At 66.6% G+C, this 13,426-nt stretch carries 12 protein-coding genes; all 12 read right to left on the reverse strand.

Annotated features, from left to right (window positions below):
• Nucleotides 1–39: 39 nt before the first annotated feature.
• Nucleotides 40–687: a phosphoribosylanthranilate isomerase gene (locus OEL49_RS01085; RefSeq protein WP_014238205.1), complete on the reverse strand. Its 648-nt coding sequence runs from the start codon at nucleotides 685–687 to the stop codon at nucleotides 40–42.
• On the reverse strand, nucleotides 684–1,511 hold the full coding sequence (gene truA / locus OEL49_RS01090) for a tRNA pseudouridine(38-40) synthase TruA (protein ID WP_287873792.1): 828 nt from the start codon (nucleotides 1,509–1,511) through the stop codon (nucleotides 684–686). The genes OEL49_RS01085 and truA overlap by 4 nt, the downstream gene beginning before the upstream one ends.
• On the reverse strand, nucleotides 1,508–2,170 hold the full coding sequence (locus OEL49_RS01095; protein ID WP_287873793.1) for a CbiQ family ECF transporter T component: 663 nt from the start codon (nucleotides 2,168–2,170) through the stop codon (nucleotides 1,508–1,510). The genes truA and OEL49_RS01095 overlap by 4 nt, the downstream gene beginning before the upstream one ends.
• 97 nt (nucleotides 2,171–2,267) lie before the next feature.
• Nucleotides 2,268–5,216 carry a FimV/HubP family polar landmark protein gene (locus tag OEL49_RS01100; protein WP_287873794.1) on the reverse strand — a complete coding sequence of 983 codons (2,949 nt, stop codon included), beginning with the start codon at nucleotides 5,214–5,216 and terminating at the stop codon, nucleotides 2,268–2,270.
• Between the two features lie 242 nt (nucleotides 5,217–5,458).
• The gene (asd, locus tag OEL49_RS01105; protein WP_014238209.1) at nucleotides 5,459–6,592 is read right to left on the reverse strand and encodes an aspartate-semialdehyde dehydrogenase; all 1,134 of its coding nucleotides are present in this window, start codon (nucleotides 6,590–6,592) and stop codon (nucleotides 5,459–5,461) included.
• 93 nt (nucleotides 6,593–6,685) lie between these two features.
• Nucleotides 6,686–7,750: a 3-isopropylmalate dehydrogenase gene (gene leuB, locus OEL49_RS01110; protein WP_014238210.1), complete on the reverse strand. Its 1,065-nt coding sequence runs from the start codon at nucleotides 7,748–7,750 to the stop codon at nucleotides 6,686–6,688.
• Between the two features lie 142 nt (nucleotides 7,751–7,892).
• On the reverse strand, nucleotides 7,893–8,531 hold the full coding sequence (gene leuD, locus OEL49_RS01115) for a 3-isopropylmalate dehydratase small subunit (RefSeq protein ID WP_014238211.1): 639 nt from the start codon (nucleotides 8,529–8,531) through the stop codon (nucleotides 7,893–7,895).
• Nucleotides 8,531–8,653: an entericidin A/B family lipoprotein gene (locus OEL49_RS01120; RefSeq protein ID WP_014238212.1), complete on the reverse strand. Its 123-nt coding sequence runs from the start codon at nucleotides 8,651–8,653 to the stop codon at nucleotides 8,531–8,533. The genes leuD and OEL49_RS01120 overlap by 1 nt, the downstream gene beginning before the upstream one ends.
• A 20-nt stretch (nucleotides 8,654–8,673) precedes the next feature.
• Nucleotides 8,674–10,080 carry a 3-isopropylmalate dehydratase large subunit gene (gene leuC, locus OEL49_RS01125; protein ID WP_014238213.1) on the reverse strand — a complete coding sequence of 469 codons (1,407 nt, stop codon included), beginning with the start codon at nucleotides 10,078–10,080 and terminating at the stop codon, nucleotides 8,674–8,676.
• Between the two features lie 92 nt (nucleotides 10,081–10,172).
• Nucleotides 10,173–11,045: a M48 family metallopeptidase gene (locus OEL49_RS01130; protein ID WP_014238214.1), complete on the reverse strand. Its 873-nt coding sequence runs from the start codon at nucleotides 11,043–11,045 to the stop codon at nucleotides 10,173–10,175.
• A gap of 30 nt (nucleotides 11,046–11,075) precedes the next feature.
• Nucleotides 11,076–12,242 (reverse strand): MFS transporter, encoded by a 1,167-nt coding sequence (locus tag OEL49_RS01135; protein WP_014238215.1) that lies wholly within the window; start codon nucleotides 12,240–12,242, stop codon nucleotides 11,076–11,078.
• Between the two features lie 68 nt (nucleotides 12,243–12,310).
• Nucleotides 12,311–13,417, reverse strand: coding sequence for a chorismate synthase (gene aroC, locus OEL49_RS01140; protein ID WP_014238216.1), 1,107 nt, complete (start codon nucleotides 13,415–13,417; stop codon nucleotides 12,311–12,313).
• Between the last annotated feature and the right edge of the window lie 9 nt (nucleotides 13,418–13,426).

Here is a 13,426-nt window from a genome sequence, read left to right on the forward strand (position 1 = left end):
TGTCCGCCCGGTTTCTTGCGCATAAATCAGTTCGTCAAATCAATCGTTGTCGGCACTGCGAACGGCGGCGATGAAGGCCCGGATCTTGGCGGCATCCTTGATGCCCTTGGCCGCTTCGACGCCGGAGGACACATCCACCGCCGCCGGGCGCACCCGCCGTACCGCCTCCGCCACATTGTCCCCGTCCAGGCCGCCGGAAAGCACGATGCTCTGGGCCAGGCCGGCCGGGATGAGGGACCAGTCGAAGGTCTTGCCGCCGCCGCCGTAACCATCGACGAAGGCATCCAGCAGGATGGCCCGGGCCGAAGGGTAAGCAGCCGCGTATTGTACCAAATCCAGATCGGGCCTTACGCGGGCCGCCTTGAGGTAGGGCCGCAGGTAGCGCCGGCACTGGCTTTCCGTCTCGTCGCCGTGGAATTGCAGGACCTCCAGGGGCACTTTGGCCAGCACGGCCTCCACCTGGGCCGGTTCCGGATTCACGAACAGCCCCACCGCCGCGACGAAGGGCGGCAGCCGCCGGGCCAGTTCCGCCGCCCGTTCGGGCGTGACGTAGCGCGGGCTGGGCGGGTAGAAGACGAAGCCGATGGCGTCGGCGCCGGCAGCCACGGCGGCATCCACGTCCGCCTCCCGGGTCAGGCCGCAGATCTTGATGCGGGTCTTGGTACGGGCATGGGTGGCGCTCGTCATGGTTCCAGGCTCCAGATTTGGGGCAGCACCGTGGTCTCCGGCAGGCCCCAGTGGGGTTCGTAGCTGACGCCGGCCAGGTAGAGGCCGGAGGGACTGAAGGTGGGGGCCGCCAGGCGCCGGTCCCGGGCCGCCAGCAGTTCGCCGATCCAGGCCGGCTCGTGCTTGCCCTTGCCCACATAGACCAGGGTGCCCACCAGGTTGCGGATCATGTGGTGCAGAAAGGCGGTGGCCTCGAAGTCGAACACTACCAGCTCGCCCTGGCGGCTGACCCGGGCCTGCCGCAGTTCCTTCACCGGCGTCTTGGCCTGGCATTCGGCGGCGCGGAAGGTGGAGAAATCGTGTTCTCCCAGGAGCAGGTCGGCGGCCGCCTGCATTTTCGCCACATCCAGGGGCAGATGGAACCAGCCCACCCGGCCGGCGGCCAGGCCCGGCCGCACCGGGCGGTTGAGCAGCAGGTAGCGGTAGCGCCGCCCCCGGGCGGAGAAGCGGGCATGGAAATCGGCAGGCACGGCCTGGGCCCAGCGCACGGCGACGCCGTCGGGCAGATGGGAATTGACGCCCCGCACCCAGGCCGATTCGGGCCGGGACACGGGCGCGTCGAAATGCACCACCTGGGAAGTGGCATGGACGCCCGTATCGGTGCGGCCGGCGCAGGTGGTGGCCACCGGCACCCCGGCAATGGCGCCCAGGGCGGCCTCCAGGGCATCCTGCACGGTGCGGCCGCCGGGCTGGGTCTGCCAGCCGTGGAAGGCATTGCCGTCGTACTCCAGGCCCAGGGCGATGCGGCCCGGGGTGGTGGCGGAAAGAACAGTGGATTCGCTCATGGCAACCACAGCGGAGAGGCAAGCAGGACGAGGATGCCGAGACCCATGCCGGCGAGAAGCAGGCGGTCAGGGCCTGGCAGGGGATGCAGTTCCACCTCCAGGACGCTTTCCTGCTCCTGGGCCGGCATCTCCAGGAAACGGCGCCAGTCCTGGCCCCGGGGCCAGGCTTCGGCGGAATCCACGTGCCGCATCACCAGCAGCAGGCGGGCAATGCCCCGCTCCGGCGCCAGCCCCAGGTAGCGCAGGGGCTGCAACAGGGTCAGCAGGCCCTGGGCCAGGGCCGCCGGCCGGGTTCGGTGCAACAGCCAGGAGACGGCCAGCAGCACCGTCGCCAGGCGCAGGCACTGTTCCAGGCCGAGGAACACCCCTTCCCGGGAAGGGCTCCAGGCGTGGTCGTAGAGGGGCGTGCCCGGGGTGCCCAGGGCGAAGACGAGGAAGAGGGAAAGCAGCAGCCAGCGCGTGCGCCGCAGCAGAGTGCGGCAACGCCCGGCCACGCCGTCGGCCCGCAGCAAAGGCAGGACCAGGGCGGCCGCCAGGAGCGCCGGCAGGGCCTGGGCCGCCAGGGCCAGGAGCAGGCACAGCAGCAGGCGTACGGCCGGATGACGGGCGGAGGGCGGCGCCGGCATGGCAGCGGGCAAGGGCGGGGCGGAACGGTTCAAGAAGAGGACCAGGGGGTGCGAAGCCCGCACTGTAAAACAAATGCCGCAGCCGGGATACCCGGGCTGCGGCATGGAGGGGGCGGAGCGACGACGGCGCTCAGCTGCCGACGCGCTCCATCAGGGTGCGGGCCACGTCCTGCTGTTCGGCATTGCCTTCGCCGAGCACTTCCTGCAGCAGTTCCCGGGCCCCTTCCAGATCGCCCATTTCTTCATAGGCCTTGGCCAGATCCAGCTTGGTCGCCACTTCCTGCCAGCGGGCATCGTCGCCCTCGGCATCGGCAGCCTGCTCGGCTTCCAGCTGAGCCTCCAGCTGGGCGCCCAGTTCCGGATTGACCACGGTTTCGGCGGAGTCGAAGGACGGAGCCGGTGCAGCAGTCACCTCTTCCATCGCCAGCTCGGGCATGACCACGGTTTCATCCGCCGCCGGCGTCAGGGTGGTCTCGGCCGCGGCTGCAGCCAGGTCATCCAGGCTGAGGGCTTCATCGGCAACTTCCGGCAGCACCACGGTGTCGTCGGCGGCACTGGCGGCCGGCTCGGCAGCCGGCGCGGGTGCCGCATCCAGGTCCAGATTGATGCTGGAAAGATCGAAGGCGCGGGGCGCCTCTTCCACCGGCAGGGCCTCGTCATCCAGCTGGATGTCCAGGTCGCCGCCGGGGGCTTCCGCTGTGATGGAAACAGGCTCTTCGGCCCCGGCCCCCAGATCGAGGTCGAAGTCGATGATGTTGTCGGCAGGAGCCGCCGGGGCTGCCTCAGGGGCCGCGTCCGGCAGCTGGAAGTCCAGCACCTCGGACTCGGCAGCGGCGGCCGGGGCGGGCTCGGCCGCACCCAGGTCCAGGTCGAAGTCCATGGCGCCGGGCAGGGCGGCTTCAGGTTCAGCAGCGACGTCGGCCTGGGGCGCGGCAGGAGCCTCGAGACCCAGGTCGAAGTCCAGACTGACCAGATCGGGCACCGGCTCGGCCGCCGCTTCCTGGGGCGCTTCCACCACCGGCAGGGGCTCCGCTTCGGCAGCGGCTTCAGCCAGCTGGGACAGGGTGCCGGGCATGGTCACCGTGTCCTTCAGCTGCTCGGCGCCGACGATCATGGTGGCATCGGGATCGAAATCGGCAGCAGCAGCCGCGGGCGCCGGGTTGCCGCCGTAGAGCGGGTTGGCCGGGTCCAGCTTGGCGCCCATGGCGGCAGCCTTTTCCCACTCGGCGCCAACGCCGCCGGTCTGGGCGTAAAGCTCGCTGGCCAGGGTTTCGAACTGCTTGACGGCCTTGCGGTTGGAGTAGATTTCCAGCAGCTTGACGTGGATGGCAAAGCGCTTGGGATCCTTCTGCATGGCTTCGAGAAGGATTTCCTCGGCCTGGGCATCCCGGCCGTAGGCCATGTACACATCGGCTTCGGCCACCGGATCCACTTCGTCGGTATCGATGGTGCCGGGGCCGGCCTGGCTGAAATCGGTGGCCGGGGTGTTGGAGGTATCCACACTCTGGCCGCCGGTGCTCTTGAACACGGAATTGGCGCCCAGACTCGGCTGGGACAGGGAGCTGGTGGGCGGCAGGGTGGCCTCGCCGGCGGGAGCCTGGCGACGGCGACGGACCACGGCCAGGGCGCCGAGGCCGGCGATGGCGACCAGGCCGCCGCCCAGGAGGGGCAGGTTGTCCAGCAATTCATCCACTAGGCTGGGCTCTTCCACCGGGGCCGGCGGCGGCACCACCACCGGCGGCTTCGGTGCCGGCGTGGGCTCAGGCTTGGTTTCCGGTGCAGCAGCTTCGGCCGGTTTGTCCTCCGGCTTGGCGGCCTCGGCGGGCTTGGCTTCCTCGACCTTGGGCGGTTCGGGCTTGACCTCGGGCTTGGGCGGTTCCACCGGCGCCACTTCGGCAGGCTTGGCAGGGGCGGCGGCGGGCAGCGGGGCCGCTGCGGCCGGCTTGGCCGCGGCCTGCTTCTGCAGATCGGCCAGGTTCTGGTTCTTCAGTTCCAGCAGCTTCTGCAGTTCGCTGACGTTCTTCTCCAGGGCCGCCATGCGTTCATTGGCGTCCTTGAGGGCCTTGTCCTTGGCAATCAGATCCTCTTCGCTGGCCTTGCCGGCACCGGCCTTGCCCGTGGCCGGACCTTCGGTCTTGGCGACCTTCACCTGGTCCTTGGGCGCAGCGGCCGGCGCCGCCTTGTCTTCCACCTTGGCGGTGACGCGGCCGGCAACGGCCTGGGTGGCGCCGTCGTCCTTGGGCGCCTCCTGGGCCACGGCCCCGGCCAGCTTGCGGCGGTAGGCATTCCAGTCCGAGGACTGGGCAAAGACGATCTTGCGCGCCTCGCTCTCGGAGACAGCAGCGACGGACTCCTTGTCCGGCACCGCCAGAATCTTGCCGGCCTTGAGGCGGTTCATGTTGCCGCCGTCAAAAGCCTCCTTGTTGGCCCGGTACAGGCCTACCAGCATCTGCTCCAGGGAGACGCCCTCGTGCACGGTCTCGCCGGCAATCTTGCGCAGGGTGTCACCCTTCTTCACCTCGACGCTGCCCACGGCAGCAGCGGGCTGCTCAGCGGTCTTTTTCTCGGCGGCGGGCCGGGCCTCTGCCACCGGCTTTTCTTCCGCCGCCACCTTGGGTTTGCGGCTGGCAGTCACCTTGGCAGGTTTCTCTTCCACGGCCCGGGCTGCCGGCTTTTCTTCCACGGGCGCCAGGGGACGGGTTTCAAGACGGGGAGGCTGCTTGGCCTCGACGGTGGACACCTGGGCACCGCCCTTGATGGCCATTTCCGGCGGATCGAGAAGGAAGGTGTATTCGCGCACCAGACGGCCGGAATTCCAGCTCAGCTCCAGCAGCATGTCCACGAAGGGGTCGTTGATGGGCTTGTCCGAACTGATGCGGATAACCGGCTGGGCACCCTTCTGGTCCAGGGTGAACTTGATGCTGAGGAGGGCGGTGGCGTATTCGATGCCGGCCTGGGCAAAGGCATCCTGGGAGGCCAGGCGGGCCGCCATGCTGGACAGCTCCGCCTTGGTGGCGGAGACCTCCACTTCGGCGCGCAAGGGCTGCCCCAGACCGGAATAAACGGTGATCTTTCCCAACCCTGCCGCATCCGCCGCGAAAGGCATACACGCAAGCGCGGTTGCCAGGAGCGAGGCACGAATTTTCATATTGGTATCTTTAGTTTTGGCCACGGCGCCACCCTGAGCGTCGATTTTGGAAGAAATAAAATAACATCAGCAAGTTAGCGACGCAAGCTAATCTTTATTCTAATGTAGTTATCCCTTTTGTATAACAAAACCGGGGCTCTCGGCCCCGGTTCTGGTATTGGCTCCCGGCCGAATCAGGCTTCGAGCAGAATGCGCAGCATGCGGCGCAGGGGTTCGGCAGCGCCCCACAGCAACTGGTCGCCGCAGGTGAAGGCGGCCAGGTACTCGGGACCCATGGCCATCTTGTGCAGACGGCCGACGGGCACGGTCAGGGTACCGGTGACGGCGGCGGGGGTCAGCTCACGCTCGGAAATCTCGCGCTCGTTGGGCACCACCTTGGCCCACTGGTTGGCCTTGGCCAGCATGTCGCTGATCTCATCCAGGGGCACATCCTTCTTCAGCTTGATGGTGAGGGCCTGGGAGTGGCAGCGCATGGCGCCGATACGCACGCAGAGGCCATCGATGGGAATGGAGCCCTGGCTACGGAAAGCGGGCTTGCCCAGGATCTTGTTGCATTCGGCGCCACCCTTCCATTCTTCCTTGGACTGGCCGTTTTCCACGGGCACGTCGATCCAGGGGATCAGGCTGCCGGCCAGGGGGGTGTTGCGGAAGTTCTTCTTGGGGAAGGCGTCGGAACGGATGGTTTCGGCCACCTTGCGGTCGATTTCCAGGATGGCGGAAGACGGGTCGGCCAGCAGGTCGGCCACGGAAGCGTGGATGGTCCCCATCTGGGCGATCAGCTCGCGCATGTTCTGGGCGCCGGCGCCGGACGCGGCCTGGTAGGTCATGGAGGTGGCCCACTCGATCAGGTCGTTCTGGAACAGGCCGCCCAGGCCCATCAGCATCAGGGAGACGGTACAGTTGCCGCCGATCCAGTTCTTGCCGCCCTTGGCCAGGGAGTCCTGGATGACGTTCTTGTTCACCGGGTCGAGGATGATCACGGCGTCGTCGGCCATGCGCAGGGCGGAGGCGGCGTCGATCCAGTGGCCGTTCCAGCCGGCAGCCCGCAGCTTGGGGAAGACTTCCTTGGTGTAGTCGCCACCCTGGCAGGTGATGATGATGTCGCAGGTCTTCAGGGCATCCACGGATATGGCGTCCTGCAGGGGAGCCGCAGCTTCCTTGCCGCCGAACACCGGAGCCTTGCCGCCGGCGTTGGAAGTGGAGAAATACACCGGTTCAATATGGGCGAAATCGCCCTCTTCCACCATGCGCTGCATGAGGACGGAACCGACCATACCGCGCCAACCAACCAGACCAACTCGCTTCATCACTGCTTCCTTGGGTAAGAACTTAATGAATATGTAACGGTATCACAGGCGGCGAGGTTTACCACCCCGCCGCCGTCAAGGTTTTGCCTGGGATTACAGGGCGGCCAGGACCGCGTCGCCCATCTGCCTGGTGCCCACCTTGGTGGTGCCCGGCTCGTAGATGTCGCCGGTGCGGTAGCCCTGGGCCAGCACCTTCTTCACGGCGTTCTCCACCTTCACGGCAGCTTCTTCCATATTGAAGGTGTAGCGCAACATCATGGCGGCGGAGAGGATGGTGGCCAGGGGATTGGCCACGCCCTTGCCGGCGATGTCCGGGGCGGAACCGTGGGAGGGCTCGTAGAGGCCCTTGTTGTTGGCATCCAGGGAGGCGGAGGGCAGCATGCCGATGGAGCCGGTGAGCATGGAGGCTTCGTCGGAGAGGATGTCGCCGAACATGTTGCCGGTGACCATCACGTCGAACTGTTTGGGATTGCGTACCAGCTGCATGGCGGCGTTATCCACCAGCATGTGGGACAGTTCCACATCCGGATACTCAGGGGCCAGTTCATTGGCGATGTCGCGCCACAGCTGGGTGGTTTCCAGCACGTTCATCTTGTCCACCGAGCACAGCTTCTTGTTGCGCTTGCGGGCGGCCTCGAAGGCCACGCGCAGGATGCGGCGGATTTCGGATTCGCTGTAGTGCATGGTGTTGAAGCCGAAGCGCTGCTTCTGGCCGTCGATCTCGCGCTCCTCGATGCCGCGGGGCTGGCCAAAGTAGATGTCGCCGGTCAGTTCGCGCACGATGAGGATGTCCAGGCCGGCCACCACTTCGGGCTTCAGGGTGGAGGCATTGGCCAGTTCCGGGTAGAGGATGGCGGGGCGCAGGTTGGCAAACAGGTTCAGTTGCTTGCGGATGCCCAGCAGGCCGCGCTCAGGGCGCTGTTCCCGGGGCAGGGTGTCCCACTGGGGACCACCCACGGCGCCCAGCAGCACGGCATCGGCGGCCTGGGCCAGTTTCTGGGAGGCTTCCGGATAGGGATTGCCGGTGGCGTCCACGGCGCAGCCACCGAGCAGGGCGGTTTCCATCTCGAAACCCAGGTTCAGGGCTTCCAGCACACGCACGGCTTCCGCCATGATTTCGGGACCGATGCCGTCACCGGGGAGAACGCAAATTTTCATTTTGAGAACCTTAAAGGACTTGGCCACAGAGGGCACAGAGAACACAGAGGTTGAAACCTCGCGGTGCCACGGACACCTGCGTTAGCAGGCCAAATCCGCTGCCTTTCTCTGTGAACTCTGTGTCCTCTGTGGCAAAATTAGATCAGGAAAACAGCCAGGGCTGTTCGGCCCGGCGGCGCTCCTCGAAGGCCTTGATCTTGTCGGCGTGGCGCAGGGTCAGGCCGATGTCGTCCCAGCCGTTGAGCAGGCATTCGCGACGGAAGGCATCCACTTCGAAGGGAATGGCGTGACCGTCGGGGCGCACCACCTTCTGCTGCTCCAGATCGACCACCAGCTTAAAGCCGGGGGTGTATTCGGTGAGGCCGAACAGGGCATCGATCTCGGTCTTGGGCAGGACGATGGGCAGGATGCCGTTCTTGAAGCAGTTGTTGAAGAAGATGTCGGCGAAGGATTCGGCGATGACCACGCGGAAGCCGTAGTCCAGCAGGGCCCAGGGGGCGTGCTCGCGGGAGGAGCCGCAGCCGAAGTTGCTGCGGGTCAGCAGCACGGAGGCGCCCTGGTAGCGTTGCTGGTTGAGCACGAAGTTCGGATTCAGGGGCCGCTTGGAATTGTCCATGCCCGGCTCGCCGTGATCCATGTAGCGCCACTCGTCGAAGGCGTTGGGACCGAAGCCGGAACGCTTGATGGACTTGAGGAACTGCTTGGGGATGATGGCATCGGTATCGACGTTGTTACGGTCGAGGGGGGCCACCAGGCCGTCGAGTTTGGTGAATGCCTGCATTATTTGGTCGCCTTCTGGATGGCCTCGCCACCCTTTTCGATGTCCTGGCCGATACCGCGCACGGTGTTGCAGCCGGCGGACAGGAAAGCCAGGGCTGCGAGAATCAGGGTCAGTTTCTTCATGGCTCTAATCTCCTCGGTCTTCAGAGAATGTCACGCACGTCGGCGAAATGACCGGCGATGCCGGCGGCCGCGGCCATGGCCGGACTCACCAGATGGGTACGGCCACCGGGGCCCTGACGGCCTTCGAAATTACGGTTGGAGGTGGAGGCGCAACGCTCGCCCGGCTCCAGCCGGTCGGCATTCATGGCCAGACACATGGAGCAGCCCGGCTCGCGCCACTCGAAGCCGGCGGCAACGAAAATCTTGTCCAGGCCTTCGGCCTCGGCCTGGCGCTTGACCAGACCGGAGCCCGGCACCACCAGGGCCAGCTTGACGTTGGCAGCCTTCTGGCGGCCGCGCACCACGGCGGCGGCTTCGCGCAGGTCCTCGATGCGGGAATTGGTACAGGAACCGATGAAGACCTTGTCGATGGCGATCTTCTTGATTTCCAGATTGGGCGTCAGGCCCATGTACTGCAGGGCCCGCTCCATGCCTTCGCGCTTCACCGGATCGGCTTCCTTGGCCGGGTCCGGCACGGTGGCGCCGATGGGCACCACCATTTCGGGGGAAGTACCCCAGGTCACCTGGGGCTGGATTTCCTCGGCCTTCAGATCGACGGTGCAGTCGAAGCGGGCGCCTTCGTCGGACTTCAGGGTGCGCCAGTAGGCCACCGCCTTGTCCCAGGTCTCGCCCTTGGGCGAGAAGGGGCGGTCCTTCAGGTAATTGATGGTGGTGTCGTCCACCGCCACGAAACCCATGCGGGCGCCGGCCTCGATGGCCATGTTGCACAGGGTCATGCGGCCTTCCATGGAGAGGCCGCGGATGGCGGAGCCGCCGAATTCGATGGCATAGCCGGTACCGCCGGCGGTGCCGATCTTGCCGATGATGGCCAGGGCCACGTCCTTGCCGGTGACGCCCTTGCCCAGCTTGCCCTCGACGCGGATCAGCATGGACTTGGACTTCTTCTGGATCAGGCACTGGGTGGCCATCACGTGCTCCACCTCGGAGGTGCCGATGCCGTGGGCCATGCAGGCGAAGGCGCCGTGGGTGGAGGTGTGGGAGTCGCCGCAGACCACAGTCATGCCGGGCAGGGTGGCGCCGTTTTCCGGGCCCACCACATGCACGATGCCCTGCCGCATGTCCTTGAAGGGCCAGTAGGCGAGAGCGCCCACTTCACGGATGTTGGCGTCCAGGGTTTCCACCTGCTGGCGGGAAATGGGGTCCTTGATGCCCTCTTCCCAGTGGTCCGTGGGGGTATTGTGGTCGGCGGTGGCGACGATGGAGGAGACGCGCCAGGGCTTGCGGCCGGCCAGCTTCAGACCCTCGAAAGCCTGGGGGCTGGTCACTTCATGGACCAGGTGGCGGTCAATGTAAATCAGCGCAGTGCCATCGGCTTCTTCATGTACCACATGGTTCTGCCAGAGCTTGTCGTAGAGGGTTTGCGGCATTTTTGTTCCGGCCTTGGGAAAAGGGTGGAAATTTTATCGCAAAAAGGCGTTTTCAGGGCCGCCCGGGGCCTGGGGGACTGGAAACCCCTGTCTCATTTCCGTCGTTTTGCCGGTTTCTCGGCGCCTTCCTTGGCGGCATCCTTCGCCGGCTCTCCCGCCTTTTCCCGCTCCGCTCCGGACGCGGCCTCCGGGGCCGCTTCGCTGCGGGGCACGTAGTAGCCCATGGCCTCGGGCAGCCACTGCTGGATCTGGCGGATGCGGGTGCTGTCCGCCGGGTGGGTGGAAAGGAACTCCGGCGGTTTGCCTTCCCGCTTGCTCTCCTCGGCCATGCGCTGCCACAGGGCCAGGGCCGCATGGGGGTCGTAGCCGGCCTTGGCCATGTAGATCAGGCCCATGCGGTCCGCCTCCGATTCCTGCAAGCGCGAATAGGGCAGCAGGTAGCCCACCGCCGCCCCGGCGCCGAGCAGGCCGGCGTACATATTGGCCTTGCGCGAGTCGCTGGCGGAAACCACCACCGCAGCCGTCAGCCCGGCCACCAGCATCTGCTGGCTCATACGCTCGCCACCATGGCGGGCAATGGCGTGGGCCACCTCGTGGCCGACCACCGCCGCCAGGCCCGCATCGTCCCGGGTCAGGGGCAGGATGCCCGTATAGACGGCCACCTTGCCGCCGGGCAGGCAGAAGGCATTGATGGCCTTATCGTTCTCCACCACCTTGAATTCCCACTGGTAGTTCTTGCCCGTGGCGGCGGCAATGCGCTTGCCCACCCGCTGCAGCTGGGCATTGAGGGCCGGATCGTCGGAAATCTTTTCCTTTTTCAGAATGTCCTCGTAGGAACGCAACCCCATCCGCACCTCCTCCCCTTCGCCGAGCAACAGCAGCTGGCTGCGCCCGGTCAGGGGCACCGTCTGGCAGGCGGTAAAGAGGAGGACGGCGGAGGCAAGAAGCCAGGGACGCAGGTTCATGGCGCAATCAATCCGGAAGAAAGTGAATACTCAACGCACCGGGGCCGCCGGGGCTGACTCGTCCCGCACCCAGCCGGCCACCAGGACCAGGCCGCAGACGGCAAACAGGGCGCCGATGCCGAAGGTGGCGGCATTGCCCAGGCCATCCCAGGTCCAGCCGCTGACCAGGCCGCCGAGGAGGCCGCCGGCACCGAAGGAGAGACTGGAATAGAGGGCCTGCCCCCGGGCCTGGCAGCGCCCCGGAAACCAGCGGTTGATGGCGGCGATGGCCGCCGCATGGTAGGCGCCGAAGGTGAGGCCGTGCAACAGCTGGGCGCCGAGCAGGACCGGCAGGGAATCCACGCCCCAGCCGATGAGCAGGAAACGCAGCACGGCGGCGGCAAAGCTGGCCAGCAGCACCTGGCGCAGGGAGAAGCGGCGCAGCAGGCGGGCCATGAAAAAGAAGACGCCGATCTCGGCGATCACACCGAGAAACCACAGGCTACCCACCAGGGTCTTGCTGTAGCCGTGGTCGGCCAGGTAGATGGAATAGAACAGGTAGAGGGCGCCATGGGCCGCCGACATGAGGAAACAGGCCCCCAGCAGGGCCCGCACCCGGGGCTGGGCCAGGATGGTGGACACGGGCGGCGTCGCCACGTGCTGGGGCGGCGTCGGGCTCTCCGGCACCAGCAGGGCGAAGGCCAGGATGCCGCCCATGAGGGCGAAGGACATCCACAACACACTGGCCGGCGGCAGGTAATCGAGCAGGGCGCCGGTGGCCAACACGGTGACGATGTAGCCGATGGAGCCCCAGATGCGCACCCGGCTGTAGCGGGCCGGTTCGGCGTGGAGATGGTCGAAGACCACGGTTTCCATGAGGGGCAGGGCCGCCGACCAGAAGAAGGCCAGCAGGGCCATGGCGCCGAGCAGGGGCACCAGGGTCTGGGCGAAGAAGAACAGGTTGAAGACCACCACGCTGACCCCGGCCGCCAGCCGCACCAGGGGAATGCGCACGTGCAGGTGGTCCGCCAGCCAGCCCCAGACGGCAGGGGAGCACAGGCGCATGAGGGCCATCTGGCTCAGGATCAGGCCGATTTCCCAGGAGGAAAGGCCCAGGGACTGGAGATAGAGCCCGAAATAGGGCTGGAAGACGCCAACGAAGGCGAAATGGAAGAAGTAGTAGCCGGAGAGGCGCCAGTACGGCAGGGATGGGTGCATCCGGCGATTTTACCGGATGCACGGCCCCGGGCTCATGCCTTCGCCGCGGGGCCTGACGGGGGGACCGATCAGCCGCGGCCGGGAGCGGCCGGCAGGCGGGGCGTGGCACAGACCACATCGCCGCACTGGGCGCGGTGGCGCAGGGCATGGTCCATCAGCACCAGGGCCAGCATGGCCTCAGCGATGGGCGTGGCGCGGATGCCGACGCAGGGGTCGTGGCGGCCTTCGGTGGCCACTTCCACCGCATTGCCCTGCACATCCACCGAACGGCGCGGCTGGGCGATGGAAGAAGTGGGCTTGATGGCCATGTTCACTACGATGTCCTGGCCCGTGGAAATGCCGCCGAGGACGCCGCCGGCGTGGTTGGAGAGGAAACCGGCCGGGGTCATCTCGTCGCCGTGCTCGCTGCCCTTCTGGGCGATGCTGGCAAAACCGGCGCCGATCTCCACGCCCTTGACGGCGTTGATGCCCATCATGGCGTAGGCGATTTCCGCATCCAGGCGGTCATAGACCGGCTCGCCCCAGCCCGGCGGCACACCGGTGGCGGTGACGGTGATCTTGGCGCCGACCGAATCCAGGGACTTGCGCAGGGCGTCCATGTAGGCCTCCAGCTCCGGCACGATGGCGGCGTTGGGGGCGAAGAAGGCATTGCCGTCGATGGCGGCGGCGTCCACGAAGGGAATCTCGATGGGGCCCAACTGGCTCATCCAGCCCCGGATGCTGATGCCGTAGCGCTGCTGCAGCCACTTGCGGGCGATGGCGCCGGCGGCCACGCGCACCGCGGTTTCCCGGGCGGAGGAACGACCGCCGCCGCGGTAGTCGCGGAAGCCGTACTTCTGGGTGTAGCCGTAATCGGCATGGCCGGGACGGAAGGTGCTGGCGATGTTGCCGTAGTCCTTGCTGCGCTGGTCCTGGTTGCGGATCAGGAGGCCGATGGGCGTGCCGGTGGTCTTGCCCTCGAAGACACCGGAAAGAATCTCCACCGTATCCGGCTCCCGCCGCTGGGTGACGTGGCGGGAGGTGCCGGGCTTGCGCCGGTCCAGTTCGGCCTGGATGTCGGCCTCAGTCAGCTCCAGCCCGGGAGGGCAGCCATCGACGACGCAGCCGATGGCCGGGCCGTGGGATTCGCCGAAGGAAGTGACCGTGAACAGGGTGCCGAAAGTATTGCCGGACATGGGCGCAGA

The organism is Azospira sp. (genome assembly GCF_030247495.1).
GTDB classification, from domain to species: domain Bacteria; phylum Pseudomonadota; class Gammaproteobacteria; order Burkholderiales; family Rhodocyclaceae; genus Azospira; species Azospira oryzae.